The 25,791-nt window shown below is 67.0% G+C and carries 27 protein-coding genes; 9 read left to right on the top strand and 18 right to left on the bottom strand.

All coding sequences use genetic code 11. The features are described from left to right. Positions 1-50: 50 nt before the first annotated feature. Together mtrA and D6M19_RS12745 are read right to left on the bottom strand one after the other, a co-directional pair. Complete coding sequence (gene mtrA, locus D6M19_RS12750) at positions 51-737, bottom strand: two-component system response regulator MtrA (protein WP_011895547.1); 687 nt, start codon at positions 735-737, stop codon at positions 51-53. A gap of 48 nt (positions 738-785) precedes the next feature. Continuing rightward, positions 786-1,415: a dTMP kinase gene (locus D6M19_RS12745; protein WP_123025594.1), complete on the bottom strand. Its 630-nt coding sequence runs from the start codon at positions 1,413-1,415 to the stop codon at positions 786-788. A 93-nt stretch (positions 1,416-1,508) separates the two neighbouring features. Between D6M19_RS12745 and D6M19_RS12740 the strand changes: the two genes are divergently transcribed. After that, on the top strand, positions 1,509-1,865 hold the full coding sequence (locus D6M19_RS12740; protein WP_123025593.1) for a heme-binding protein: 357 nt from the start codon (positions 1,509-1,511) through the stop codon (positions 1,863-1,865). 216 nt (positions 1,866-2,081) lie between these two features. Here D6M19_RS12740 and D6M19_RS12735 read toward each other — a convergent pair whose 3' ends face one another. The 7 genes from D6M19_RS12735 to D6M19_RS12705 form a co-directional block, all read right to left on the bottom strand. After that, a complete protein-coding gene (locus D6M19_RS12735; RefSeq protein ID WP_234834842.1) occupies positions 2,082-3,341 on the bottom strand; it encodes a lipase family protein in 1,260 nt (419 codons plus the stop codon). Positions 3,342-3,499: 158 nt separating this feature from the next. Continuing rightward, positions 3,500-4,972 (bottom strand): adenosylhomocysteinase, encoded by a 1,473-nt coding sequence (gene ahcY, locus D6M19_RS12730; protein WP_123025591.1) that lies wholly within the window; start codon positions 4,970-4,972, stop codon positions 3,500-3,502. A 73-nt stretch (positions 4,973-5,045) separates the two neighbouring features. Further along, positions 5,046-5,669, bottom strand: coding sequence for a TetR family transcriptional regulator AlkX (gene alkX / locus D6M19_RS12725; protein WP_234834833.1), 624 nt, complete (start codon positions 5,667-5,669; stop codon positions 5,046-5,048). Between the two features lie 17 nt (positions 5,670-5,686). After that, positions 5,687-5,869: a rubredoxin gene (locus D6M19_RS12720; RefSeq protein WP_123025590.1), complete on the bottom strand. Its 183-nt coding sequence runs from the start codon at positions 5,867-5,869 to the stop codon at positions 5,687-5,689. Between the two features lie 107 nt (positions 5,870-5,976). Then, a complete protein-coding gene (locus D6M19_RS12715; RefSeq protein ID WP_123025589.1) occupies positions 5,977-6,147 on the bottom strand; it encodes a rubredoxin in 171 nt (56 codons plus the stop codon). Beyond that, positions 6,144-7,373 carry an alkane 1-monooxygenase gene (locus D6M19_RS12710; protein WP_123025588.1) on the bottom strand — a complete coding sequence of 410 codons (1,230 nt, stop codon included), beginning with the start codon at positions 7,371-7,373 and terminating at the stop codon, positions 6,144-6,146. Before D6M19_RS12710 ends, D6M19_RS12715 begins: the two co-directional genes overlap by 4 nt. A 109-nt stretch (positions 7,374-7,482) precedes the next feature. Further along, positions 7,483-8,955: an amino acid permease gene (locus D6M19_RS12705; RefSeq protein ID WP_123025587.1), complete on the bottom strand. Its 1,473-nt coding sequence runs from the start codon at positions 8,953-8,955 to the stop codon at positions 7,483-7,485. Positions 8,956-9,028: 73 nt separating this feature from the next. Between D6M19_RS12705 and D6M19_RS12700 the strand changes: the two genes are divergently transcribed. Further along, a complete protein-coding gene (locus D6M19_RS12700; RefSeq protein ID WP_123025586.1) occupies positions 9,029-10,411 on the top strand; it encodes an FAD-dependent oxidoreductase in 1,383 nt (460 codons plus the stop codon). On the opposite strand, the gene D6M19_RS12695 is transcribed toward D6M19_RS12700, so the two are convergent. Genes D6M19_RS12695 through D6M19_RS12675 form a run of 5 tightly spaced genes read right to left on the bottom strand, consistent with a single transcriptional unit; the run spans position 10,365 to position 15,442 of the window. Then, positions 10,365-11,288 carry a cation diffusion facilitator family transporter gene (locus D6M19_RS12695; RefSeq protein WP_123025585.1) on the bottom strand — a complete coding sequence of 308 codons (924 nt, stop codon included), beginning with the start codon at positions 11,286-11,288 and terminating at the stop codon, positions 10,365-10,367. The two genes, D6M19_RS12700 and D6M19_RS12695, sit on opposite strands and share 47 nt — an antisense overlap. Beyond that, a complete protein-coding gene (gene manA, locus D6M19_RS12690; protein WP_123025584.1) occupies positions 11,288-12,514 on the bottom strand; it encodes a mannose-6-phosphate isomerase, class I in 1,227 nt (408 codons plus the stop codon). The genes D6M19_RS12695 and manA overlap by 1 nt, the downstream gene beginning before the upstream one ends. 4 nt (positions 12,515-12,518) lie before the next feature. Then, positions 12,519-13,592 carry a TobH protein gene (locus D6M19_RS12685; protein WP_123025583.1) on the bottom strand — a complete coding sequence of 358 codons (1,074 nt, stop codon included), beginning with the start codon at positions 13,590-13,592 and terminating at the stop codon, positions 12,519-12,521. Continuing rightward, a complete protein-coding gene (locus D6M19_RS12680; RefSeq protein WP_123025582.1) occupies positions 13,589-14,989 on the bottom strand; it encodes a phosphomannomutase/phosphoglucomutase in 1,401 nt (466 codons plus the stop codon). The genes D6M19_RS12685 and D6M19_RS12680 overlap by 4 nt, the downstream gene beginning before the upstream one ends. Positions 14,990-15,028: 39 nt before the next feature. Further along, complete coding sequence (locus D6M19_RS12675) at positions 15,029-15,442, bottom strand: DUF3499 domain-containing protein (RefSeq protein WP_123025703.1); 414 nt, start codon at positions 15,440-15,442, stop codon at positions 15,029-15,031. Between the two features lie 117 nt (positions 15,443-15,559). Here D6M19_RS12675 and D6M19_RS12670 point away from each other — a divergent pair, with 117 nt between their 5' ends. Beyond that, positions 15,560-15,982, top strand: coding sequence for a metallopeptidase family protein (locus D6M19_RS12670; protein WP_123025702.1), 423 nt, complete (start codon positions 15,560-15,562; stop codon positions 15,980-15,982). A 41-nt stretch (positions 15,983-16,023) separates the two neighbouring features. Here D6M19_RS12670 and D6M19_RS12665 read toward each other — a convergent pair whose 3' ends face one another. Further along, the gene (locus D6M19_RS12665) at positions 16,024-16,290 is read right to left on the bottom strand and encodes a WhiB family transcriptional regulator (RefSeq protein ID WP_206428518.1); all 267 of its coding nucleotides are present in this window, start codon (positions 16,288-16,290) and stop codon (positions 16,024-16,026) included. A 435-nt stretch (positions 16,291-16,725) separates the two neighbouring features. On the opposite strand from D6M19_RS12665, the gene cofD reads away from it, so the two are divergent. The 4 genes from cofD to D6M19_RS12645 all read left to right on the top strand — a co-directional run bounded on the left by cofD (position 16,726) and on the right by D6M19_RS12645 (position 20,568). Beyond that, entirely contained in the window at positions 16,726-17,712 is a 987-nt protein-coding gene (gene cofD, locus D6M19_RS12660; protein ID WP_123025700.1) for a 2-phospho-L-lactate transferase, read from the top strand. Next, entirely contained in the window at positions 17,709-19,049 is a 1,341-nt protein-coding gene (locus tag D6M19_RS12655) for a coenzyme F420-0:L-glutamate ligase (RefSeq protein ID WP_123025581.1), read from the top strand. Before cofD ends, D6M19_RS12655 begins: the two co-directional genes overlap by 4 nt. A gap of 22 nt (positions 19,050-19,071) precedes the next feature. After that, a complete protein-coding gene (locus D6M19_RS12650; RefSeq protein WP_123025580.1) occupies positions 19,072-19,611 on the top strand; it encodes an NUDIX domain-containing protein in 540 nt (179 codons plus the stop codon). A 105-nt stretch (positions 19,612-19,716) separates the two neighbouring features. After that, positions 19,717-20,568, top strand: coding sequence for a hypothetical protein (locus D6M19_RS12645; RefSeq protein ID WP_123025579.1), 852 nt, complete (start codon positions 19,717-19,719; stop codon positions 20,566-20,568). Positions 20,569-20,625: 57 nt separating this feature from the next. Here the strand turns inward: D6M19_RS12645 and manB are convergent, their stop codons facing one another. The 3 genes from manB to rfbD form a co-directional block, all read right to left on the bottom strand. Beyond that, a complete protein-coding gene (gene manB / locus D6M19_RS12640) occupies positions 20,626-21,714 on the bottom strand; it encodes a mannose-1-phosphate guanylyltransferase ManB (protein ID WP_123025578.1) in 1,089 nt (362 codons plus the stop codon). 1 nt (position 21,715) lies between these two features. Next, on the bottom strand, positions 21,716-22,597 hold the full coding sequence (locus D6M19_RS12635) for a glycosyltransferase family 2 protein (RefSeq protein ID WP_123025577.1): 882 nt from the start codon (positions 22,595-22,597) through the stop codon (positions 21,716-21,718). Between the two features lie 74 nt (positions 22,598-22,671). Next, a complete protein-coding gene (gene rfbD, locus D6M19_RS12630; RefSeq protein ID WP_123025576.1) occupies positions 22,672-23,523 on the bottom strand; it encodes a dTDP-4-dehydrorhamnose reductase in 852 nt (283 codons plus the stop codon). 66 nt (positions 23,524-23,589) lie between these two features. Between rfbD and D6M19_RS12625 the strand changes: the two genes are divergently transcribed. After that, entirely contained in the window at positions 23,590-25,062 is a 1,473-nt protein-coding gene (locus D6M19_RS12625; RefSeq protein ID WP_123025575.1) for an LCP family protein, read from the top strand. Further along, complete coding sequence (locus D6M19_RS12620; RefSeq protein WP_123025574.1) at positions 25,059-25,766, top strand: TIGR03089 family protein; 708 nt, start codon at positions 25,059-25,061, stop codon at positions 25,764-25,766. Before D6M19_RS12625 ends, D6M19_RS12620 begins: the two co-directional genes overlap by 4 nt. The last annotated feature ends 25 nt before the right edge of the window (positions 25,767-25,791 follow it).

Here is a 25,791-nt window from a genome sequence, read left to right as displayed (position 1 = left end):
GACCGCGGCTGAGCCGCGCAAACTCACGACCGCGGCTGAGCCGCGCAAACTCACGGAGGTCCGGCCTTGTATCCCACTCCTCGAACAGTCAGCACAACTTGCGGATTCTCAGGATCCTTCTCGACCTTCGCCCGCAGACGTTGGACATGCACGTTCACCAAACGGGTGTCGGCGGGGTGCCGGTAGCCCCACACCTGTTCGAGAAGCACATCACGAGTAAACACCTGCCGCGGTTTGCGTGCCAGCGCCACCAACAGGTCGAACTCCAGCGGTGTCAGCGAAATCTGCTCGCCTTGCCGGGTCACCTTGTGGGCGGGTACGTCGATGTCCACATCGGCGATGGAAAGCATCTCGGCTGGCTCGTCTTCGTTGCGGCGCAGCCGGGCGCGCACACGGGCGACCAGCTCCTTCGGCTTGAAGGGCTTCATCACGTAGTCGTCGGCGCCGGACTCGAGGCCCAACACCACGTCAACGGTGTCGGTCTTGGCCGTCAGCATCACGATCGGCACCCCGGAGTCGGCGCGCAGCACACGGCATACGTCGATTCCGTTCATGCCGGGCAGCATCAGGTCCAGCAGGACCAGATCGGGCCGCAACTCGCGCACGGCGGTGAGCGCCTGGGTGCCGTCGCCGATGACTGCGGTGTCGAACCCTTCACCGCGCAGCACGATCGTCAGCATCTCGGCGAGCGAAGGGTCGTCGTCGACGACCAGAATCCTTTGCCTCATGGAGTCCATGGTGTCACCAAATCGCGATAAATCGCTGATAGCGCGCCCGCGAGTCGGCTATTTACCCAGCTCGGCAGCTAGCGCGGCGCCGTCGATGTGCGGTCCGGCCACGAACCACCGGCCAACCCAGCCCGTCGCTGCCAGCTCCGAGTAGACCAGGCCGGTACGCCGCTGCAGGCCGTCGTCGCGCTCATAGGCGTCCTTCGCCCGGTCGGCTTCGGTGTTGGCGCGGTGCTCCGCGCGCTCGGCGGCCAGCTCGGCAGGCACGTCGAGCAGCACCTGCCAGTCGGGTACCGGTAGCCGCAACCGTCCGTACTCGAGTTCGCGCACCCATGCCACCACATCGCCGTCGGAGTCCTGGTGCAGACGTGCCGCGCTGTAGGCGGCGTTGGAGGCGACCCAGCGATCGAGGATCAGCACGTCGTACTCCGTGTGTAGGAGTTCGATCTCCTCGCGCGCACCGGCGCGGTCCATGGCGAAGAGCACGGCCATCGCATACACCGAGCCCGACAGGTCGCCGTGCTGGCCGTGAAGCGCCTCGGCGGCGATGTCGGCGGGCACCGACTGGCCGTAGCGGGGAAACGACAGGCTTGCCACGGTCCTGCCGTCGCCCTCGAACGCCGCGCGTAGGCCCTGGGTCAGGGTGCGCTTGCCCGCACCGTCGACACCCTCTATCGCGATGAGCACGCCGCGAGCGTAACCCTCTGGTTCTCTTCAGGTTTCCTGCGAGACTGCTTGTGATCGGCGCAGCGGGACACAGCGTGCTCAAAACTAAGAGGTATGAAGCTCTTCGTGTGTACCGCGATGATCGGCGCGGCGCTGTTCGCAGGCACTCCGCTGGCGTACGCCAACGAGGACCCCAACGCCAACCCGCCCAACTGCAGTGCCGCCGATCTGGAATTCGCGCGGGCCGGTGTGCAGCAGGCGACGGCCGACTACCTCTTCGGCCATCCCGACGTGAACAACTTCTACAACAGCCTCGAAGGGTTGACGCGCGACCAGTCGACGCCGAAGGTGCAGGCGTACATGAAGGCGCACCCGAAGACAAAGGCGGACCTGACCGCTATCCGGCAGCCGCTGATGGACATCAAGAATCGCTGCGGCAACCCGGCCCCCCCGCCGCCTCCGACTCCCTAGAACTCGCCGCCGCGCACCGGTCTCGGACGAACGGCGTGCGGCGTCGACACGGTGCTCCCTTCGACGTCGACTGGCCCTTTCGTTCGGCCGCCCGCCTTCGAGCGACTTTGTCGCCAAAACGTTGGATCGCTAAGTGCTAGCGACTTTGTCGCGCAGAGGCGGGCACCTCGATCGTCACGTCCGCGAAGGGGCAGGGCGGCCACGGGCGCTACCGCCCTAGAACTCGTCGCAGTTGGGTGTGGTCGGTAGTCCGTTGAACCGGTCGGCGATCCACTGCATGCCGCGTTCACCGTCGACGAGCATCGGCAGTGCGTGGTTGATGATCGCCTTGTTGAGGAACGGCGGTTCTTCGTTGGTGAAGAACTGCACATCGGCCCCCTGTGCGCACCAGTCGCGGCCGAGCTGGTTGGCGCCGGTCCACGGGACCAACGGGTCGTAACGATTGCTCAGGATCATCACGGGCGCATTGGGTTTGAAGCGGCCGAGTCGTTGCTCGTCGAACAGGGAGGAAAACGGTTCTTCGTTGACGAGCTGGTTGATGTCCTCGTTGAAGTAGGGCTGCAGATGGCGGAACATGAACTTCGTGAGCGTCTCGGCGACACACTGATCGGCCACCTTGAAGATGAAGTCCTCGCCGCGGGGCGTCAACTTCGCGCGGATCGCGTCGGCGTGCTCGGGGTAGGCCGTGATGACCGAGTTGAGCGCATAGCCGACGGCGCCGACCAGGACGCTGCCGTCGGCGTAGGGAAAGAGTTCCTTGAGATCGGCGGGCGGCGCGCCCGCGTAGGTGCCGACGACCTTGAGCTCCGGTGCATACGACGGCGCGAGTTCGGCGGCCGACGCCGCCGCGCCGCCGCCCTGCGAGTAACCCCAGAACGCAAGCGGGCCATCGGGGTTCAGCGAGGTGTCCGGCAACCGTTTGGCGGCGCGGGCCGCGTCGAGCATCGCGTTGCCCTGTGGCACGCGGCCGACGTAGGTGTGCAGGCCCGGTGTGCCGAGGCCCTGGTAGTCCGTCATCACGATCGCGAACCCGCGCGCGACCATCGTCGAGACGAACAGCTCCTCGTAGTTGAAGGCGAGGTCCAGGTACGGCCGCCAGTGGATGCCCTGGTTGAACTGACGCGAGGGCGCGCACTGGTCACCCTGACCCTGGGTGCCGGGCCCGTACACGAGCAGCGGACGCGGCCCGCCGCCGGGCCAGTCGTTATACGGTTCGAAGTACGTGCCGGTGACCGCCATGGGATTGCCGTGAACATCGGTGCTGCGGTACATGATTCGGGTCGCGTCGGCCATGATCATGCCGAGTTGACCGGACGGCTCGAGCACCAACCGGGACGGCTCCGCCCGGATCAGGTCACCCGGTGCGCCAGGCGGAAGCGGGTCGGGCGGGGTGTAGAACTCCTGATACTCGTCTTCGTTGAAGTACGGATCGTGCGCATCGTTCGTCGGATCGTCGGCGAGTACAGGCGGCGCGATCCCGACCGACCCGATCAACAGCAGCGTGAGCAGAACCCCCACCGCTGCCCGACCCACGGGCCGACCCTATCGACGACATTGCGGACAGTGCGCGGTTTTCGGACTTTCCGCGATCTGCCTGGGCCCATGCGAAGCCGCGGACAGTCTCGAGCGTCTGATCAGTAGCGGTAGTGCTCCGGCTTGTACGGTCCGTCGACGTCGACGTTGATGTACTCGGCCTGCTCCTTGGTGAGCTTGGTCAGCGTGCCACCGAGCGCCTCGACGTGGATCCGCGCGACCTTCTCGTCGAGATGCTTGGCCAGCCGGTACACCTCGTTGTCGTACTCGTCGTTCTTGGTCCACAATTCGATCTGGGCGATCACCTGGTTGGAGAAGCTGTTGCTCATCACAAACGACGGGTGACCCGTCGCGTTGCCCAGGTTCAACAACCGGCCCTCGCTGAGCACGATGATGGAATGGCCGTCCTCGAAGACGAACTCGTCGACCTGAGGCTTGATGTTGATCCGGCGGATCTTGGGATCGCGCTCCAGGCGCGCCATCTCGATCTCGTCGTCGAAGTGACCGATGTTGCCCAGGATCGCCTGGTGCTTCATCGACTTCATGTGCTCGAGGGTGATGATGCCCTGGTTGCCGGTCGCGGTGATGATGATGTCGGCCCAGCCGACGGCCTCTTCGACCGTCTTGACCTCGAAACCATCCATCAGCGCCTGCAGCGCGTTGATCGGGTCGATCTCGGTCACCGCCACGCGCGCGCCCTGTGCCTTGAGCGCCTCGGCGCAGCCCTTGCCCACGTCGCCGTAGCCGCAGACCAGCGCCGCCTTGCCGCCGATCAACACGTCGGTGCCGCGGTTGATGCCGTCGATCAGCGAGTGCCGGGTGCCGTACTTGTTGTCGAACTTGGACTTGGTCACCGAATCGTTGACGTTGATCGCCGGGAACTGCAGTTCGCCTGCAGCGGCGAACTGGTAGAGCCGCAGCACACCGGTGGTGGTCTCCTCGGTGACACCCTTGACCGACTCGGCGATCTTGGTCCACTTGGACTTGTCGGTCTCGAAGCGCTTGCGGATGAGCGCAAGGAACACCTTGTATTCGTCGGAGGCGTCGTCCTCGGTGGGCGGTACCACGCCCGCCTTCTCGAACTGAGCGCCCCTCAGCACCAGCATGGTGGCGTCGCCGCCGTCGTCGAGGATCATGTTGGCCGGCTCGCCGGGCCAGGTCAGCATCTGCTCGGCGGCCCACCAGTATTCCTCGAGGCTCTCGCCCTTCCAGGCGAAGACCGGGACGCCCTTGGGCTCTTCCGGAGTGCCGTGCGGCCCGACGACGGTCGCGGCCGCCGCATGGTCCTGGGTGGAGAAGATGTTGCACGACGCCCACCGCACCTCGGCGCCGAGCGCGACGAGCGTCTCGATCAGCACGGCGGTCTGCACGGTCATGTGCAGCGAGCCGGACACCCGCGCGCCCTTGAGCGGCAGCACATCGGCGTACTCGCGGCGCAGCGTCATCAACCCCGGCATCTCGTGTTCGGCCAGCCGGATCTCCTTGCGGCCGAACTCGGCCAGGGACAGGTCGGCCACTTTGTAGTCGATGCCGTTGGCCACATCAGCGGTCAGCCGCTGCTCAGTCGTCGTCATACTCAATCTCCCCGCGCAATTAGTTAGCTTGGTTACATATTAGCTCGCACGGCCTCGCCGTCCCAAGCCGCGGCTAATCCGATTCGATGACACCGTACCGTTCGGCGAATGGTGTCATGAGACGTGCCAGGTCGCGGGCCACATCGTGGTCGGCCTCGGGCGGCATCGAGACGTAGCTCATACACAACCGCACGATGGCCCGCGACAGCACGCCGGAGTCCTCCTCGCTGGCGCGCAGCCAGCTGTGCATGAACGTCGACGTCAGCCGTGACGAGCAGTGGGAGATGATCGGGCCGCTGTCGGTGGTGATGAGCTGCAGCAGGTCGGGCTTGGTACCGCCGGTCAGCAGCGAGATGACCAGCGGGTCGGCGGCCGACTCGGTGAAGAAGTCCCGGAAACCCTCCAGGAAGGCGGCGTAGATGTCGCCGACGTTGCCGTTGATCGCCTTCTCGACGGCGTCGACGAGACGGTCGGCCAGTCGCATCGCGTAGCCCTGCGCCAGGCCCTGCCGCGAGCCGAACTCGTTGTAGATGGTCTGCCTGCTGATGCCTGCCGCGCTCGCGACCGCCGACAAGGTGATCGACGACCAGTCCCGGGTCAGAAGCAGGTCGCGCATGCCGTCCAGAATCGAATCGCGCAGCAGCACCCTCGACGCCTCGGCGTAGGGGATGCGCTGCGCGGTCCGACCCTCGTTCACAGCCGCAACGGTAACGCTCAAGAGCGGGCGACCTCGACCATCTCGAAATCGGACTTGGCCGCGCCGCAGTCCGGGCAGCTCCAGTCGTCGGGGATGTCGTCCCACCTGGTGCCGGGGGCGATTCCGTCCTCCGGCCAACCCTTCTCCTCGTCGTACTCGAAGCCGCACTGCACGCAGACGAACAGCTTGTAGTCGTTCATGAGATTTCCTTCCTGGTTGGGTTGCTTGCTCGCGTCTTGGGTTGCTGCTTGCGTCGACTCTGCGGTGAGGGGTGGTTCTCTCGCACTTTTGCGCCCTCAGCGCAGTGTCAATGAACTCGAGCCGGTTCGAAGTCCACCTTCTCGCGGACCGCACAGTCGGGGCAGGTCCAGTCGTCGGGTATCTCGCTCCATCCCGTTCCCGCCGGAAACCCCTCGCGCGGAGCACCTTTCGACTCGTCGTAGGTGTAGTCGCAACCGGGGCAGCGATAGGTGCTCACTGCGGCACCCCCGCGCCGTAGCGGGCCAGCATCTTGTCCCGCATGCGCGGCGACATATTCACCCGGGTGATGTCGCCGTCGTAGTGCGCGAGCACCCGGTGATCCATCACCTTGCGCCACAGCGGCGGGAAGTACGTCAGGCCGATCATCGACGCGTAGCCGCTGGGCAGGTTGGGCGCACCTTCCATGCTGCGCAGCGTCTGATAGCGCCTGGTCGGGTTGGCGTGGTGATCGCTGTGCCGCTGCAGGTGGTACAGGAACAGGTTGGTGACGATGTGGTCGGAGTTCCAGCTGTGCACCGGCGCGCAGCGCTCGTAGCGGCCGCTCTCGAGCTTCTGCCGCAGCAGCCCGTAGTGCTCCAGGTAGTTGACGGTCTCCAGCAGCGTGAAGCCGAACACCGCTGAGATGACGACATACGGGATGAGCGCGAGACCGAACACGGCGATCAGGACGCCGTACAGCACGATCGACATCGCCCACGCGTTGAGCACGTCGTTGGACCAGTGCCACGGGCTCTTGCCCGCCCGCCGCAGCCGCTTGGCCTCCAGCTCCCACGACGACTTCGCGCTGCCCCACACGCTGCGCGGCAGGAACTCCCAGAACGTCTCACCGAACCGGGCCGACGCGGGATCCTCCGGGGTGGCGACGCGGACGTGATGGCCGCGGTTGTGCTCGATGTAGAAGTGGCCGTAGCAGGTTTGGGCCAGCGTGATCTTGCTCAGCCAGCGCTCCAGCTCGTCCTTCTTGTGGCCCATCTCGTGGGCGGTGTTGATGCCGACCCCGCCGAGGACCCCGACCGACAGGGCGAGCCCGATCTTGGCCGGCCAGCCGAGCCCACCGTCAAACCCCAGCCAGCTGAGGTCGGACGCGGTGAACAGATAGGCGCCGAAGATGACGCTGGCGTACTGGAACGGGATGTAGATGTAGGTGCAGTAGCGGTAGTACTTGTCGTTCTCCAACCGCTCCATCACTTCGTCGGGCGGGTTCTGGCCGTCAGGCCCGAACCGCAGGTCGAGCGCGGGCAACAGGATGTAGAGCAGAATCGGCCCGATCCAGAACGGCACCTGGGCCGCGACATGCCAACCCCACTGGTTGAACGCCCACACCAGCGGCATCATCACGAACAACGCGGTCGGGGCGATCAGCCCCATCAGCCACAGATGCCGTTTCTTATCCCGCCACTGGTCGATTTCGGTTTGTGAAAGTGCGACGTTGCCTCGATTCATGCACTTGACTATAGGACGACTTTTGTACGCTGTCTAGACACAGACGCTTACTTTGTAAACTCGCCTTCCATGATTTCGGCGGTTTAGGTGCGCTCGTGGCCGCAACCAGTCACGCCGAAGCCGCGGCGTCCCGCTGCGCGAGCGCCGAGTGGCGGCGGCCGTACAGCATGTAAACGGCCATGCCGAGCGCCATCCAGATCAGGAAGCGGATCCAGGTCAGCGCCGTCAGGTTCAGCATCAGCCACAGGCAGGCGACGATCGCGGCGATCGGCAGCCACGGCACCAGCGGCACCCGGAACGCGCGGTGCAGGTCGGGGCGGCTACGCCGAAGGATGATGACACCCGCCGAGACCAGGACGAACGCGAACAGCGTCCCGACGTTGACCATCTCTTCGAGCTTGGTGATCGGGAAGAAGGCCGCCGCGGCCGCCACGACGACGCCCACGATGATGGTCAGCCTCACCGGGGTGCCGTGCGAGCCGGTCTGGGCCAGCTGATGCGGCAGCAGCCGGTCGCGCGACATGGCGAACAGCACCCGGATCTGACCGAGGATCAACACCATGACGACCGTCGTCAGCCCGGCCAGCGCGCCGACGCTGATCAGGGTGGCGGCCCAGTCGATGCCGTTGAGGCTGAACGCCGTCGCGAGGTTGGCGTCCTCGCCCGCCTTCGCAAGCTCGGTGTATTTGACCATTCCGGTCAGCACCGCGGCCACCGCGACATAGAGCACGGTGACGATCGCCAGCGTCCCGAAGATGCCGCGGGGCACATCGCGCTGCGGATCCTTCGTCTCCTCCGCAGTGGTCGCGACGACGTCGAACCCGATGAACGCGAAGAACACGATCGATGCACCCGCCAACAGGCCGTACCAGCCGTAGTTGCTGCTACCCGCCCCGGTGAGCAGCGAGAACAACGACTGCTCTCCCGCGCCTCCGCCGGGTTCCGCAGGCGGAACGAACGGGGTGTAGTTCGACATCTTGATGTAGAACGCCCCGACGACGATGACGACAAGGACGACGGCCACCTTGATCAGGGTGATGACGGCGCTGACGTTCGACGACAGCTTGGTGCCAAGCGCCAGCAACGTGGTGACGATCGCGACGATGACGACCGCGCCCCAGTCGATGGTCAGCGGCCCCAGTGCAATCTCACCGCCTGCAAAACCGAACACCTCACCCAGATACGTCGACCAGCTCTTGGCGACGGTCGCGGCGCCGACCGCGAACTCGAGCACCAGGTCCCAGCCGATGATCCAGGCCACCACCTCGCCGAAGCTGGCGTAGGAGAAGGTGTAGGCGCTGCCCGCGACGGGAACCGTGGAGGCGAACTCGGCGTAGCACAGGGCCGCGAGCCCGCAGGCGATCGCGGCGAGGATGAACGAGATCGATATCGCAGGCCCGGCGATGCCGCCCGCGGTGGACGCGGTGATGGTGAAGATGCCAGCGCCGATCACCACCGACACCCCGAAGACGATCAAGTCCCACCAGGTCAGGTCCTTGCGCAACCGGGTTCCCGGCTCGTCGGTGTCTTCGATGGACTGCTCTACGGACTTCGTTCGCTTGCCAAGCAATACGCGATCCATACGCCTTACCCTTTCGTGACGCCGATCCGAAGGTAGATCGGCGCACGTTGAGTACCCACTACCATCGGCGCCCATGGGGCGGAGTGGGAACCACGCTGTCGTCATCGGGGCGAGCATCGCCGGCATGTGCGCGGCGCGTGTGCTGTCGGACTTTTATGACCGGGTCACGGTCTACGAACGCGACGCACTGCCCTCCGATGCCGCCAACCGCAGGGCCGTGCCGCAGGGCAGGCACGTGCACCTGTTGTTGGCGCGCGGCGCCAAGGAACTCGAACGCCACTTCCCCGGCCTGCTCGACGACATGGTCGCCTGCGGTGTGCCGATCCTGCAGAACCGGCCGGACTGCATTCACTTCGGCGGGGCAGGCCATGTCCTCGGTACGTCTCGTGTGCTGCGCGACGAGTTCACCGCCTATGTGCCCAGCCGCCCGCACCTGGAGTGGCAGATCCGCCGTAAGGCCACGGCCATTCCCAACGTCGAGCTGGTCTCGGCCGGGGTGGCCGAGCCGACGTACGACGCGGCGCGGCAGCGGGTGTCCGGGGTCCGGCTGGACGCCGGTGACGACATACCTGCCGATCTCGTCGTCGACGCCGCAGGCCGCGGGACCCGCCTTCCAGTCTGGTTGGAGCAGTGGGGATTCGACCGTCCTCCCGAGGGCAGTGTCGATGTCGGGATCAGCTACGCCACCCATCAGCTGCGCATTCCGGACGGACTGATCGCCGAGAAGGTGGTGGTTTCTGGCGCATCCCGCAACCAGACGCGCGGGCTGGGCATGCTGTGTTACGAGGACGGCACTTGGGGCCTGACCACCTTCGGTGTGGCCAACGCCGAGCCGCCGCATGATTTCGCCGAGATGTGCGCGCTGGCCGACGAAATCGTTCCCCCGCACATCGCGGCGGCCGTCCGCAAGGCGCAGCCCATCGGCGATGTCACGTTCCACAAATTCCCGGCCAGCCGGTGGCGCCGGTACCACAAGCTGGACCGTTTCCCGGCGGGCATCCTGCCGTTCGGCGACGCCGTCGCCAGCTTCAATCCGACATACGGGCAGGGCATGACGATGACCTCGCTGCAGGCGGGCCATCTGCAACGGGCGCTGGAGTCGCCAGACACGGACCTCGCCCGCGAATTCAACGCGGCGACAGCGAAGTCGACGTATCCGGTGTGGACGATGAACGCGATCGGGGACCTGGTACTGCACGGAGCCGCGGGAAGGATGCCGTGGTGGTACCGGCCGGTGGGTGAGCTGTTCGACCAGTTCCTCGGCGCGGCCGAGACGGATCCCGTTCTCGCCGAATGGTTTCTACGCCGGTTCAGCCTGCTGGACAGCCTCTACATGGTCCCGTCGGGGAAGTTGGTCGCCCGGACCATCGGGCACAACATGCGCTTGTTGCTCGCCGAGAAGCGGGCGGCTAGGAGCCGGCGAGCGCACGATCGAGATCTGGTTCCAGGTAGATGACCTGCACGGCGGGCACCGCCGCACGGATCGCCGCTTCTGCCGCGTTGATGGTGGCGGCCACGGTGGCCAAGTCGGTCGACGGCGCGAGCGCGATCTTCGCACCGACCAGCAATTCCTCGGGGCCCAGGTATTGCGTACGCAGGTGGATCAGGCGGTCGATGTTGTCGGTCTGCTCGAGCGCCGCCCGGATCGCCCGATCCTCTTCCCGGGTGGCGCCCTCGCCGATCAGCAGGCTGTGCATCTCGATCATCAGGACGACGGCGATGACGCCGAGCAGCACGCCGATCCCGATGGTGCCGACGCCGTCCCACACGGGATCTGACGTCAGCATCGTCAGCCCGACACCGGTCAGCGCGAACACCAGGCCGACGAGCGCGCCCGAATCCTCAAGCAGGACGACCGGAAGCTCCGGGTTGCGCGAGTTGCGGATGAACCGCCACCAACTGCCGGATCCCTTCAGCGGTCGCGACTCCTTTACTGCGGTGCGAAAGCTGTAGCCCTCCAACAGGATTGCGACAGCCAGGATCACGATCGCCACGATCGGCGAGGTGAGCTCCGACGGGTGCGAGATCTTGTGGTATCCCTCGTAGAGGGCGAATACCGACCCGAGCGTGAACAGGACAAGCGCCACCACGAACGAGTAGAAGTACCGGCTACGGCCGTATCCGAACTGGTGCAGCGGGTCCGCCGCCCTTCGCGACTGGCGCTGCCCAAGCAGCAGCAGACCCTGATTGCTGGTGTCGGCGACCGAGTGCACCGACTCGGCCAGCATCGACGAGCTGCCGGTGATCAGAAAGCCGACGAACTTCGCGACGGCGATACCCGCGTTGGCGATCAGGGCCGCCAGGATCGCTCTCGCGCTGCCCTCGGCGGACACTAGATGCCCACGGTCGCGCGGAACAGCTTGGTCGGACGCTGGGCGACGAGCCTGATGGGCCCGTCGTCGGCCGCCACCCACGCCGCGCCACCCCGCTCCAAAGTCACCTCGCCCGCCTTGGCGTGCAGCACCGCCGAACCCTCGCTGCACAACAGGATCTGCGGCCCGTCGTGGCGCGACGGCGCGTCCACCTGGTGGCCGAGACGGTCTCCGTCGATGCCCAACACCGACACCGAGAACTCCGGCGCCGCGGTCTCGTAGACCGTTTCCATCCCGTCCTGCGACATCTTCGGGCGCAACACCGCCTCATTGGCCGGCGTGAAATCCAGCACCCGCAGCAGCTCGGGGACGTCGACGTGTTTGGGCGTCAGGCCACCGCGAAGGACGTTGTCGGAGTTGGCCATTACCTCGATACCGACACCGTGCAGGTACGTGTGCAGGTTGCCTGCGGGCATGTAGATCCCCTCGCCCGGGCGCAAGGTCAGCCGGTTCAGCAGCAGCGAGGCAAGCACACCCGCGTCGCCGGGGTACCGCTCCCCCAACTCGAGCACGGTCCTGGCCTCCGCCGCGAACTCCTTCTTCCCGGAGCGGACGTAGTTGATCGCACCGTCGATCACGGCGGGCACCAGCAGGTCGAGATCCGGTTGCGGCGCGGTGATCCAGGTGGTGAACAGCGCCCGCAGACCGTCCGCGTCCGGCTGGCCGGCCAGCAGGTTCACGAACGGATCCAGGTCGGAAACCGCAAGCGCCCGTATCAATTCCACCGATTTCGCGGCGGGCCGGAAGCCGGCGAGCACCTCGAAGGTGCTCAGCGCCACCAGCAGTTCCGGCTTGTGGCTGCGATCGCGGTAGTTGCGGATCGGCGAGGACACCGGGATGCCGAGCCGATCCTCCCGCGCGAAGCCCTCTGCGGCCTGCTCGGCGCTCGGATGGGCCTGCAGGGACAACGGTTCGTCGGCGGCAAGCACCTTCATCAGGAACGGCAACGTGTCGCCGAAGCGATGTCGAACCGCACCGCCAAGCTGTCCTTCCGGATCGGAGCGCACGGCATCCAGCAGCGAGTGCTCACCGGAGTCGGTCTCCAGCCACGCCGGGTCGGCGGGGTGCGCGCCGAACCACAACTCAGCCTCCGGATGGGCCGTGGGACTTGGCTTTCCGGTGAATTCGGCAATGGCTGTCCGCGAACCCCATGCATACGTCCGCAGCGCTCCTCGTAACAGGTTCACGCGCCTAACCTCGAACCAGTCGCAGGTAGGTGGCCGCCATCTCGAACCGGACGGCCAACACCGCCAATTGCTGCTCGGGACGCCCCGCCTTTACCGGTGCGTCGGCAACGTCGGGCACGTCTTCGGCGCCGACGATGTCGATGTCGTCGAGTCCGGCGACCCGTGCCGTCACCACCGCACGCTCGGCTTGCAGTGTCAGCGCGATCACCCTGGCGCGCTCCGGCAGTGGGCCGTCGATCTCGTCGTCGTGAAACAGGGCGGCTTCCCGGTCGGCGTTGGACGCAGCGCCCAGCCCTGTGCGTAGGGCGACGATGACGTCGGCAAGCCCGACGGAGGCGACCGCCTGGAGCGCGATCCGCAGCAAGACCGCGCCTGCGTGACGGGCGATGGCGAGCGTGGCCGCATTGTCGCCGGTGAGCACGACGGCGCGCCCGGTCATCCGGTCGGCCAACGTCTTGGCGGGATTGGTGAACAGTTCGCGTCCTGCGCTGTTGCGCAACGCCTCTGCGTCGAGTTCGTCGGCGAGCGCACCGAGATCGGTGCTCAGGCTCGGGTCGACCGCATAGAGGACCGCGAGGCCCGCGGCCAGATACCGGGCCAGACCGAAGTCGTCGGGAACCCACAGCCTTGGCTCGAGCACGGCCGCGCGCCCCGCGGTGGCGTCGCGCAGCGGACCGTCGTATGGCGCCACCACGACCACCCTGGCGCCGCGTCGCACCGCGGTCGCCGCCGCGCCGACCAGTGCGGGGTCACCGGGATCGTCGCCCGCGACGACGAGAAGGTCCAATGCACCGATCCACGGCGGCGCCTCTGCGCAGACGACGATCGGCGCCGCGGCCGAACCGCCAAGCGCCGCAGCCAGAATCGAGCCGGCCGTCTCGGCGTTGCCGCGACCCGCGACCCAGATCAACGTGCGCGGAGGGTCGCCGGCGACGGACTCGAGCGCGCCCTCGGCGACCGCTGCGGCGGTCGCGCGCACCTGGGCACCGGCCATCGAAGCCCCGCGTAGCAGCCCACCCCGGTCGGCGGCCAGCAGGCCCTCGGCATCGTCGAAGTCGATAGTGGCAGGCGCGATCATGTTTGAGTCTCTGCCGGCGCCGTCGTTTGTGCCGCGATTTCGGCGGCCACCTGCCCGACGACCTCGTCGACGTCTTCGGTGCTGCGCCCTTCCACGTTGAGCCGCAGAAGCGGTTCGGTGTTGGAGGTGCGCAGGTTGAACCAGTTGCCGTCGCCCAGATCGACGGTCACCCCGTCGAGGTGGTCGATCGATTTGATGCGGTCTGAAAAGGATTTCAGTACCGAGTCGACGCATGCGTGCGCGTCGACGACGGTGAAGTTGATTTCGCCCGAGGCTTCGTAGCGCTGATAGTCGGCCATCAGTTCCGACAACGGCCTGCGCTGCTCGCCGAGCGCCGCCAACACGTGAAGGGCGGCCAGCATCCCGGAGTCTGCGCCCCAGAAGTCGCGGAAGTAGTAGTGCGCCGAGTGTTCCCCGCCGAAGATCGCACCGGTTTCGGCCATCAAGCCCTTGATGTATGAATGGCCGACGCGGGATCGCACCGGGGTGCCACCCCGCTCGATGACCAGTTCGGGCACCGCCCGTGAGGTGATCAGGTTGTGAATCACCGTTGCGCCGATCTCCCTGTTCAATTCGCGTGCGGCGACGAGGGCTGTCACCGCTGACGGCGAAATCGGATGCCCGGATTCGTCGACCACGAAACACCGGTCGGCGTCGCCGTCGAATGCGAGCCCGATGTCGGCGCCGGTGGCGATCACGTGGTTTTGCAGGTCGACGAGGTTGTCCGGGTTCAGCGGGTTGGCCTCGTGGTTGGGGAAGGTGCCGTCGAGTTCGAAGTACAGCGGCAGCAGCTCAAGCGAGGACAGCGGGCCGAGTACGGCGGGTGTGGTGTGGCCTGCCATCCCGTTCCCGGCGTCGACGGCGACCCGCAACGGCCGCAGGCCGGACAGATCGACAAGCGAGCGCAGGAACTCGCCGTAGTCGGCGAGCACGTCGCGGTCGGTGATGGAGCCTGGCGGCCCGTCGAAAGTGGGCACGCCCGCGATGACGTCGTCGCTGATGGTCGTCAGCCCGGTGTCCTTGCCGACGGGCTTGGCGCCTGCGCGGCACAGCTTTATGCCGTTGTAGGCAGCGGGGTTGTGGCTGGCGGTGAACATCGCGCCGGGGCAGTCCAACATTCCGGAAGCGAAATAGAGCTGATCCGTTGAGGCCAGCCCGATCCGCACGACGTCAAGGCCTTGGGACGTTACGCCGTCGGCGAACGCGGCGGCCAGCGTCGGCGAGCTGGCCCGCATGTCGTATCCGATCGTCACCTGCCGGGCGCCCTCGTCGCGCACCATCCGCGCGAAGGCCGCTCCGACATCGGCGACAAAGCCCTCGTCGATCTCCTCGCCGACGAGTCCACGCACGTCATACGCCTTGATTACGTGGTGGACTGCCGCGGCCGATCGGGACATAGCGTCAGCCTATCGGTCGCGGCCGCGACTACTTCACTGTTACTCGGCCGGGTCGGGTAACACCCGCAGGTGGCCGCGCTTGCGGCCGTTCGACTCGGGACGAGGGGCGGGCGGCGCCATCAGCGCGCCGCCGTGGACGCCGGTGACGGGATCGGTGAAGCCGGCCACCATACCGCCGACGGGCGCCTCGCGGCCCTCGCGGACCGCCTCGGCGAGAGCGATCAGATCGTCCTCGTCCGGATGGGTCGGCAACGGCCCGGCGTGGCGGACCAGCTCCCAACCGCGGGGGGCGGTGATCCGGCCGGCGTGGCTCACGCACAGGTCCCATGAATGCGGCTCCGAGACCGTGGCCAGCGGGCCAACCACCGCGGTGGAATCGGAGTAGACGAACGTCAGCGTCGCGACGGCATAGTGCGGGCACCCGGGCCGGCAGCAGCGACGGGGAACATTCACGAACGAGAGGCTATCGCGGGAGAAACCCGCGGCGGTGCCGGACACGCAGCGGTCGGCGGCCCGACTTCCAACCGTTACAGTTCTCGGGTGGCCGAGCGATCACGCCGAGGCCGTGAGATGCGCGGTCCGTTGCTTCCCTCTACCGTGCCCGGCTGGCGCAGCCGGGCCGAGCGGTTCGACATGGCGGTGCTCGAGGCCTACGAGCCGATCGAGCGGCGGTGGCAGGACCGGGTGACTGCACTCGACGTCGCCGTCGACGAGATCCCGCGGATAGCACCCAAGGACCCCGAAAGTGTGCAGTGGCCGCCGGAGGTGGTGGCCGACGGTCCGATCGCGCTGGCCCGGCTGATTCCGGCGGGCGTCGATGTCCGCGGGAATTCTACTCGAGCGCGAATCGTGTTGTTCCGCAAGCCGATCGAGCGACGGGCGAAGGACACCGTCGAACTCGCCGAGCTGTTGCATGAGGTGCTGGTGGCCCAGGTCGCCACATATCTGGGCGTCGAGCCTTCGGTCATCGACCCTTCGATCGACGACGAGTGATGCGATCGTTCAAATTGCCATGAGCGCTTGCGCGAAGAGCGTCAGATGATGCCGCGCTTGAGGCGACGGCGCTCCCGCTCGGAGAGGCCGCCCCAGATGCCGAAGCGCTCGTCATGGGCCAGGGCGTAATCGAGGCAGGCGTCGCGAACCTCGCAACCCAAGCAGATGCGCTTGGCCTCCCGAGTCGAGCCGCCCTTCTCGGGGAAGAACGCCTCTGGATCCGTTTGCGCGCACAGCGCGCGCTCCTGCCATTCGTCGTCTGAAGTTGCCGGCGCTATCGCGTCGAGTTCTGGACGCTCAGGCACCAGACTCAATTGGGGACGACCCAACGCTTCGTACGACGCAGGCCCGGTATTGGTGTGCGGGATATTGCCTACGGAGCCAATTACCCGACTGTCGAATGCTGCATGCTGACCGAAATCGACCTGCTCAAAAGACATCTTCCCCTCCTCACACTTAAGTCTCACTGATCCGCTATGAGCCCCACGATCGAAATGTGCGGCGATCCCAATTCGAACATGTGATCGAATCTCGGTCTGCGACACCGGAACCGGCCGGCCAACCGAAAAATGACACTGATGTGATTACACACTTGTTAGCTGCCGGGGTCAAGCGCTAGAACCGATTTTCATACCATCTCGTTATCTGATTTCGGCGCGTCGCTGCTCCGGCGTGTCTGTCACAGCCTCATATCGCCTGGCTGCCGAGACCACTTCGTGACCGAACGCCTACTCTCGGTCGTTGTGAAGGTCACCGTTCTGGTCGGCGGAGTCGGCGGCGCGCGATTCCTGCTGGGCGTGCAGCACTTGCTCGGCCTTGGCCAGTTCGCTGGCGGCCAGTCACAAGATCATTCGCTGTCCGCGGTTGTCAATGTCGGCGACGACGCATGGATGTTCGGCGTGCGAATCTGCCCAGACCTCGACACCTGCATGTACACCCTCGGCGGCGGTATCGACCCCGAACGCGGCTGGGGCCACCGCAACGAAACCTGGCATGCCAAGGAGGAACTCGCCGCCTACGGAGTGCAACCGGACTGGTTCGGGCTCGGCGACCGCGACCTGGCCACCCATCTGGTGCGCAGCCAGATGCTGCGGGCCGGCTACCCGCTGTCGGAGGTGACAGAGGCGTTGTGCAAGCGCTGGTCCCCCGGCGCGACCCTGCTGCCCGCCTCCGATGACCGCAGCGAAACACATGTCGTCATCACCGATCCCGAGACCGGTGAACGAAAGGCGATCCACTTCCAGGAATGGTGGGTGCGGTACCGGGCGCAGGTGCCGACACACAGCTTCGCTTTCGTCGGAACCGACAAAGCCACGGCGGGGCCAGGGGTCACCGACGCGATCGCTTCGGCGGACGTGGTGCTGGTTGCACCGTCCAACCCGGTGGTCAGCATCGGCTCGATCCTTGCCATACCGGGAATCCGCGGAGCACTGCGGTCGACATCGGCGCGCGTCATCGGCTACTCCCCTATTGTGGCGGGAAAACCGTTGCGCGGCATGGCAGATGAATGCCTTTCTGTGATCGGGGTGGCCAGCACGTCGGAGGCGGTCGGCGGGTACTACGGGCCGCGTTCGGGCGTCGGCATTCTGGACGGCTGGCTGGTGCACGAGGGTGACACCGCCGAGATCGCCGGTGTCGACGTGCGGTCGGTGCCGCTTCTGATGAAGGATCCGGCGACGACGGCCGAAATGGTCTGCGCCGGCTTGGATCTCGCGGGATTGAAGCCATGACCGAGCACGGTTCGGCCGCCGCTATCGAGCTGCTTCCGGTGACCGGCCTGCCCGAGTTCCGCCCCGGCGACGACCTCGCCGCCGCAGTGGCCGCCGCCGCACCGTGGCTTCGCGATGACGACGTCGTCGTCGTCACCAGCAAGGTGATGTCAAAATGCGAAGGCCGTATCGTGCCAGCGCCGCAGGATCCTGAACAGCGGGATGCGCTGCGGCGCAAGTTGATCGACGAGGAGGCAGTGCGGGTGCTTGCCCGCAAGGGTAAGACGCTGATCACCGAGAACAACCTCGGTATCGTGCAGGCCGCCGCGGGCGTTGACGGCTCCAACGTCGGCTCAACCGAACTCGCCCTGCTGCCCGTCGACCCCGACGGCAGCGCCGCTGCGCTGCGCGCGGGGCTGCGCGACCGGCTCGGCGTGACCGTCGGCGTGGTCGTCACCGACACGATGGGCCGCGCCTGGCGCAACGGCCAGATCGACGCCGCCATCGGCGCAGCGGGTCTGACGGTGTTGCACGGGTATGCGGGGGCGCAGGACGTACACGGCAACGAGCTCGTCGTCACCGAGGTCGCGGTCGCCGACGAGATCGCCGCCGCCGCCGATCTGGTGAAGGGCAAGCTGACCGGGATCCCGGTCGCCGTGGTGCGCGGGCTGACACCGCGCGACAACGGATCCAATGCCCGCGCGCTGCTGCGACCCGGCGAAGAGGATCTTTTCTGGCTGGGCACGCAGGAGGCGCTCGCGTTGGGTCGCGGGCAGGCGCAGCTGTTGCGCCGCTCGGTTCGGCGGTTCAGCGCGGAGCCCGTCGCACCCGACCTCATCGAAGCCGCGGTCGCCGAGGCGTTGACCGCGCCCGCCCCGCACCACACCCGCCCGGTGCGGTTCGTGTGGATGGCCGACCCAACAGCCAAGATCGCCCTGCTGGACCTGATGAAGGACAGGTGGCGAGCCGATCTCGCGGGCGACGGCAAGGCGGCCGACGCCGTCGAACGTCGGGTTGGCCGCGGCCAGATCCTCTACGACGCACCCGAACTGGTGATCCCGTTTCTGGTCCCCGACGGTGCGCACAGCTACCCGGACGCCGCACGTACCGCCGCCGAACACACCATGTTCACCGTCGCGGTCGGGGCGGCCGTTCAGGCGCTTCTTGTCGCACTGGCCGTCCGCGGGGTGGGCAGCTGCTGGATCGGTTCGACGATCTTCGCCGCGGATTTGGTCCGCTCCGAGCTGAGCCTGCCCGACGAATGGGAACCGTTGGGCGCCATCGCGATCGGCTACCCCGCCGAACCGCTGGGCCCACGCGAGCCGGCATCGACCGACGGCCTGCTGGTGCGCAAGTGACCCGCGCACACCAGGAGCATGGATGACCTTGCGGGAGTCCACAATCGAGGCGCTAACCACGTGGGCGGCGCCCGACCCCGCGCAGGACGCGCTGCGGCATGCGGTGTTGTCGTTCGTGCTCGGCCGCGAGGATGCCTGCAAGAGGGAATGCGTGCCCGGCCATGTCACCGCCTCAGCGCTGGTGCTCGACCACACCGGGACACGGGTCCTGCTGACCCTGCATCCGCGGTTCGGCCGTTGGCTTCAACTAGGCGGGCACTGCGAGGACGGCGACCCCGACATCGTCGCGGCCGCGCTGCGCGAAGCGGCCGAGGAGTCCGGTATCGGCGGGCTGAGGATGGACACCGGTATCGCTGCGCTGCACGTGCATCCGGTGGTCTGCTCGCTGGGCGTGCCGACCCGTCACCTCGACCTGCAGTTCATCGCCCATGCCCCACCGGACGCCGAAATCGTCTGCAGCGACGAGTCTTTGGATCTGCGCTGGTGGCAGCTGGACGTACTGCCCGACGACACCGACTTCGGGCTCGCGCAGCTGGCGGCTGCCGCGTCACGTCGGCGATAGCGCCGATTTTGCAGACAGGGCTGTGATGCCACGTTATCCACAGCCCTAGCCGCAAAACCGACCGCCGGCGCTTCATTTGTCGGGTCCGCTCTTCAACATCACGGTGTGGTCGAAGTCTTCAAAGGTAGTGAGGCGCTGGCAGGCGGCGGGTTGACCCGCGCGCGATTGAGATGGAATTACCGCGCGCTGTTCCCCGACGTCTATGCGCCGAAGGAGGCAGCGAACTCCCTGCGAAGCAACACCATCGGCGCCTGGCTCTGGTCGAGACGTGACGGGGTGATCTCGGGGCGGGCCGCCGCGGCCCTTCACGGGGCGAAGTGGGTCGACGACGATACGCCCGTCGAGATGATCTGGCGTTGCGGCCGGCCTCCTCCGGGAATCATCGTTCGCAACGAGCTGATCGAGGACCACGAGATCGTCGAGATCGCGGGCTTGACGGTGACATCGCTTCAGCGGACGGCATGGGACATCGCCAGGCACATGCCACGCGATATCGCAGTGAGACACCTCGACGCCCTTGCGAACGCCACCGACGTCAAGGCTTCCGATGTACTGCTGCTCGGCGAGCGCTATCAGCGGGCCCGCGGTCTGCCCCGTGCGAGAAAAGCTCTCGCATTGGTGGACGGCGGAGCGCAATCCCCCAGGGAAACCTGGCTAAGGCTGCTGCTCATCGACGCTGGAAACCCGCCGCCGCGAACGCAGATTCGGGTGACCGATGGCTTCAACGAGGCATTCATCGACATGGGATATGACGAGCCGAAGGTCGGTCTCGACTACGACGGTCAATACCATTTCACCGACCGCGGCCGGTATGTCCACGACATCGGCAGGGCTGAGCTGATCGACGGGCAGGGCTGGATCGACATCCATGTGGTCGCCGAGCACACCAGGGGCTACATCCTGCACCGCGTCGGGGAAGCATTCAGCCGTCGCGGCTATCGCCCGAATTTGCGCTGACGGTCGTGGTCCACGCAGTAGCACAGCCCTCCGTGCAAAATCGAGGCCCCGACGCAATCAGACGTCGGTCGAGTAGCGGATGCCACCGTCGGGGATGGACACCCCTGGCCACACCCGCGCACCGCGCAGCAGTTCGCAGCGCGCGCCGATATCGGCCCCGTCGCCGATGACGCCGTCGCGGATCAGCGCGCGAGGCCCGATGCGGGCACCGAACCCGATGATGGACCGCTCGATCACCGAACCCGCCTCGACCCGGACCCCGTCGAAGATCACCGCGCCGTCGAGTCGTGCGCCGGGACCGATTTCGGCGCCCCTTCCGACGACGGTCCCGCCGATCAACAGCGCACCGGGAGCCACCGCGGCGCCGTCGTGCACCAGCGACTCCCCCCGATGGCCCTGCAGTGCGGGCGACGGCGCGATGCCGCGAACCAGGTCGGACGAGCCGCGGACGAAGTCCTCCGGCGTTCCCATATCGCGCCAGTACGTGGAGTCGACGTACGCGCACACCTTGAAACCGTCGGCCAGCAGCTGCGGGAACACCTCGCGTTCCACCGACAGTGCCCTGCCCTTCGGCAGCCGGTCGATGATCTCGCGCTTGAACACATAGCAGCCCGCATTGATCTGGTCGGTCGGCGGATCCTCGGTCTTCTCCAGGAACGCGGTGACGACCCCGTCGGCGTTGGTGGGCACGCAACCGAACGCCCTCGGATCGCCGACGCGGACGAGATGCAACGTCACATCGGCGCCGTGGTCGTGATGGGTGGCGAGCAGGGCGCCGAGGTCGGCACCCGAAAGCACGTCGCCGTTGAAGACCATCACGGTGTCGTGCCGCAGCTTGTGTGCGACGTTGGCGATCCCGCCGCCGGTGCCCAACGGCTCGTCTTCGACGACATATTCGATCTGAAGGCCCAGCTTGGAGCCGTCCCCGAACTCCGACTCGAACACGGCTGCCTTATAGGAGGTGCCGAGCACGACATGCTCGATGCCCGCCGCCGCGATCCGGGACAACAGATGGGTCAGGAACGGCAGGCCTGCGGTGGGCAGCATCGGCTTGGGTGCCGACAGCGTCAGCGGCCGCAACCGGGTGCCCTGCCCGCCGACAAGGATGACGGCGTCCACAGCCGCGGGGTTGACGGAATCCGCCACGCTAATGCCGTCCTCTCACCTTCCGTCGACTGCTTCTGACTGCCAGTCGCGAGCGCACTTCGAGCGCGCCTCTCATCGTCCACCTCAGCGGCGCCTGCCACGGCTTGTTGTGCCGGTCAGAGAGGAAAGTGTAGGTGCTCCTGTGGTGTGCGGCCAAGTTGCGGGCGGGGTCGCGGCCAGTGGAGTGGCCCTTGTCGTGCAAAACCTCCGCAGAAGGAACGTATACGTTCTGCCAGCCGGCCTTGCCGAGCCGATCTCCCAGGTCGACGTCTTCCATATACATGAAGTAGCGCTCGTCGAAGCCGCCGACCTGATCGAAGGCGGCGCCGCGCAGCAACAGACAGGATCCAGACAGCCAGCCGACCGGGCGTTCGCTGGGCTCGAGCCGGTCCTGGCGATAGGCCGCCGTCCACGGGTTGGACCGCCACACCGGACCGATCACGGCGTGCATGCCGCCGCGGATGATGCTCGGCTGGTGCCGCGCCGACGGGTAGACCGAGCCGTCGGGATCGCGGATCAGCGGGCCAAGCGAGGCCGCCCTCGGCCAGCGCCCCGCCGCCTCCAGCAGCGCGTCGATGCTGCCGGGGCCCCACTGCACGTCCGGGTTGGCGACGACGAACAGGTCGAGGTCAGCGGAATCGTTGCGGAGCTCCGCGACGGCCCGGTTCACCGCCGTGCCGTAGCCGAGGTTCCCGCCGGTGCGCAGAAGCCGGGTGTTGGGGAACCGTTCCAGCGCCTCCTCGGGGCTGCCGTCGGTCGACCCGTTGTCGGCCATGATCACCCTCACCGGCCGTTCGGTGGCGTGCGAAAGCGTCGCGAGGAACCGGCCGAGGTGGGGTCCCGGCGAATACGTCACCGTCACCACTGTCAATTCGTCGCTCACGCGACGACCGTCAACTCGTCGCTCACGCGACAGCTACCAATTCGTCGCTCACGGCGTCGAGGGTATCGGGACGGTTAATTTCTGATCGCCTCGGCCAACGCGTCCCGCCACGGCCGCAGCGGCGTCAAGCCCGCCACCGCAGCAGCGCGGCTCGAAAGCGCCGAATACGGTGGCCGCGCTGCGGGCCGCGGCGCGTCCTCGCTCGACACGGGTCGCACCCGGTCAGGATCGGCTCCAACGTCCTCGAACACCGCGCGCGCCTGCTCGAACCGGCTGGCGGCGCCGTCGTTGGCGACGTGCAGCAGCGGCGGCACCGTCGGTCGCCCGACGATCTCCAACAGCGCTGAGCCGAGGTCCGCGACGTAGGTCGGCGACCCGATCTGGTCGACGACCACGTTGATCGGGCCGTCACCCGCCGCTAGCTTCCGCATTACCGCGACGAAGTCGGACCCGACGCCGGTGTACACCCACGCCGTCCGCACCACATGGGCATCCGGCAGCGCCGCGTGCACCGCGTGCTCGCCGGCCAGCTTGGTCTTGCCGTAGACGCTGAGCGGCCCGGTGGCGTCGTCGACGTCATAGGGCCGGGGCGCGCCGTCGAACGACCCGCTGAACACGTAGTCGGTCGAGATGTGGATCATCCGCGCGCCAACGGCAGCGCACGCACGCGCGACGATGCCCGGCCCGGCCGCATTGACGGCGTGCGCGCGCTCGGGATCGCTCTCGGCGGCGTCGACCGCGGTGAAGGCCGCGCAGTTCACCACAACATCGCCGGGCGCAACGAAACGTCGCGCCGCGTCGGCGTCGGTGATGTCCCATTGCGCCGAGGTCAAGGCCAGCACGTCGAGGCTTCGCCGCCCGGCTTCGGCCGATAAATAGCGCCCGACCTGCCCGCCAGCACCCGTGATAACGATCCGATTACCCACCAGCTGAGTCTGGCACGCCGAAAGCGGCTACCGGATCTGCGGCCCGAACCCAAGTAACCTGGGCTGATGCCATCCCGGGTTTTGCGGACCATCGCTGTCATCGTGGCAGCGACGGTCGTCATCGTGACCGGCGTGGCGTGGAGCAAGATCCGGTCCTTCGAATCCGGCATCAACCACATCTCGTCGGCCGCCCTCGGCGGTGGCGGCGAGGACGGCGCCATCGACATCCTGCTGGTCGGGCTGGACAGCCGCACCGACGCGCACGGCAACCCGCTGTCTCAGGAGGAGCTGGCCGCCCTGCGGGCGGGCGACGACGAGTCGACGAACACCGACACGATCATCCTGATCCGCATCCCCAACAACGGGAAGTCGGCGACCGCCATCTCGATCCCGCGCGACTCGTACGTCGAGGCGCCCGGCATCGGCAAGATGAAGATCAACGGCGTCTACGGGTCGGTCCACCTGGAGAAGATGAAGCAGCTGGTCGAGGACCAGGGCGTCGACCCAGCGGTCGCGGAGCCGGAAGCCAACGAGGCGGGCCGCGAGGCGCTGATCAAGACCGTCGCCAACCTCACCGGCGTCACCGTCGACCACTACGCCGAGATCGGTCTGCTCGGCTTCGCGCTGATCACCGACGCGCTCGGCGGCGTCAATGTCTGCCTGAAAGATGCTGTGTACGAACCACTTTCGGGTGCCGACTTCCCCGCCGGCTGGCAGAAGCTGGATGGCCCGCAGGCACTGAGCTTCGTGCGGCAGCGCCACGACCTGCCGCGCGGCGATCTCGACCGGGTGGTGCGTCAGCAGGTGGTGATGGCTTCCCTTGCCCACCAGGTGATCTCGGGCAAGACACTGTCCAGCCCCGCCACCCTCAACCGCCTGCAGGAAGCGGTGCAGCGGTCGGTGGTGCTGTCCGACGGCTGGGATGTCATGCAGTTCGCCGAACAGCTGCAGAAGCTGGCGGCGGGCAATGTCGCGTTCGCGACCATCCCGGTGCTGGACGAGAACGGCTGGAGCGACGACGGGATGCAGAGCGTCGTCCGCGTCGATCCCAGCGAAGTGCACAAGTGGGTCGACGGGCTGTTGCAGGACCAGGACGCGGGCAAGACCGAGGAGCTCGCATACACGCCGAGCAAGACCGCCGCCGAGGTGGTCAACGCCACCGACATCAACGGGCTTGCGGCATCGGTGTCGACGGTGCTGACCGAGAAGGGTTTCGCGCAAGGGCCGGTCGGCAACCACGACGAGGGCGTCCTGGCGACCAGCCAGGTGCTAGCCAACGCGGTCGATGACCTTGGCGCACAAGCGGTTTCGAAGGATCTGGGTGGCCTGCCAGTGACCGCCGACCCGACGGTTCAGCCGGGGACGGTGCGGGTGGTGCTGGGCAACGACTACACCGGCCCCGGCTCCGGACTTGACGGCACCGACCCGACGCTGGAGACCGTCGACCCGGCGGCCAGCGACTCGACAGGCGAGGACGCTCCCCCTGCCCCGTCGCCGATCATCACCGCGGGTTCGGACAACCCGGACTGCGTGAATTGACGAATCTCAGCTCCGCCCTGCTCGACCCGCTTCTCAACCGGGATCCCGTCGGCCCGCGGATCACCTACTACGACGACGCGACAGGAGAGCGGATCGAGCTGTCGACGGTCACTCTGCTCAACTGGGCGGCCAAGACCGCCAACCTGCTTCGCGACGAACTGGGCGCAGGACCCGGCAGCCGGATCGCCGTGCTGTTGCCCGCACACTGGCAGACCGCGGCGGTGCTGCTCGGCGTCTGGTACATCGGGGCCGAGGTCGTGCTCGGTCCCGGCGAGGCCGACGTCGCGCTGTGCACGGCGGACCGGTTGGCCGAGGCCGAGGCCGCCGTCGGGCCGGGTGAGATCGCCGTGCTGTCCCTCGACCCCTTCGGCAAGCCCGTCGCCGACCTGCCGGTCGGGATCACCGACTATGCGACGTCGGTGCGCGTGCACGGCGACCAGGTCGTCCCCGAGCGACAGCCGGGCCCGGCGCTGGACGGCCGTTCGGCCGACGAGCTCCTCGCCGCCGCAGCCGATTCCGCCGCCGCGCAGAACCTGAAAGCAGATGACAGGGTTCTTTCGACCCGACGCTGGGACAGCGCCGACGAGCTAACCGACAACCTGCTCGCGATTTTCACCGCAGGCGGGTCGTTGGTGCAGGTCGCCAATCCGGATCCGACCCAGCTGGATCGGCGCAGGCAAACGGAGAAGACGACCCGCGGCTGATTCTGGACTCTGTCGATCAGAGCAG

The sequence above is a fragment of the Mycolicibacterium stellerae genome, assembly GCF_003719305.1.
GTDB classification, from domain to species: Bacteria; Actinomycetota; Actinomycetes; order Mycobacteriales; family Mycobacteriaceae; genus Mycobacterium; species Mycobacterium stellerae.
The sequence above is the reverse complement of the archived record's forward strand: the minus strand, read 5'-3'. Positions and strand labels throughout refer to the sequence as shown.

Coding starts and splice junctions, on each gene's coding strand:
- mtrA (WP_011895547.1), bottom strand. CDS start 737: ATGGACTCCATGAGGCAAAGGATTCTGGTCGTCGACGACGACCCTTCG.
- D6M19_RS12740 (WP_123025593.1), top strand. CDS start 1,509: ATGAAGCTCTTCGTGTGTACCGCGATGATCGGCGCGGCGCTGTTCGCA.
- ahcY (WP_123025591.1), bottom strand. CDS start 4,972: ATGACGACGACTGAGCAGCGGCTGACCGCTGATGTGGCCAACGGCATC.
- D6M19_RS12720 (WP_123025590.1), bottom strand. CDS start 5,869: ATGAACGACTACAAGCTGTTCGTCTGCGTGCAGTGCGGCTTCGAGTAC.
- D6M19_RS12710 (WP_123025588.1), bottom strand. CDS start 7,373: ATGAATCGAGGCAACGTCGCACTTTCACAAACCGAAATCGACCAGTGG.
- D6M19_RS12705 (WP_123025587.1), bottom strand. CDS start 8,955: ATGGATCGCGTATTGCTTGGCAAGCGAACGAAGTCCGTAGAGCAGTCC.
- D6M19_RS12700 (WP_123025586.1), top strand. CDS start 9,029: ATGGGGCGGAGTGGGAACCACGCTGTCGTCATCGGGGCGAGCATCGCC.
- D6M19_RS12685 (WP_123025583.1), bottom strand. CDS start 13,592: ATGATCGCGCCTGCCACTATCGACTTCGACGATGCCGAGGGCCTGCTG.
- D6M19_RS12680 (WP_123025582.1), bottom strand. CDS start 14,989: ATGTCCCGATCGGCCGCGGCAGTCCACCACGTAATCAAGGCGTATGAC.
- D6M19_RS12670 (WP_123025702.1), top strand. CDS start 15,560: ATGCGCGGTCCGTTGCTTCCCTCTACCGTGCCCGGCTGGCGCAGCCGG.
- D6M19_RS12655 (WP_123025581.1), top strand. CDS start 17,709: ATGACCGAGCACGGTTCGGCCGCCGCTATCGAGCTGCTTCCGGTGACC.
- D6M19_RS12650 (WP_123025580.1), top strand. CDS start 19,072: ATGACCTTGCGGGAGTCCACAATCGAGGCGCTAACCACGTGGGCGGCG.
- D6M19_RS12625 (WP_123025575.1), top strand. CDS start 23,590: ATGCCATCCCGGGTTTTGCGGACCATCGCTGTCATCGTGGCAGCGACG.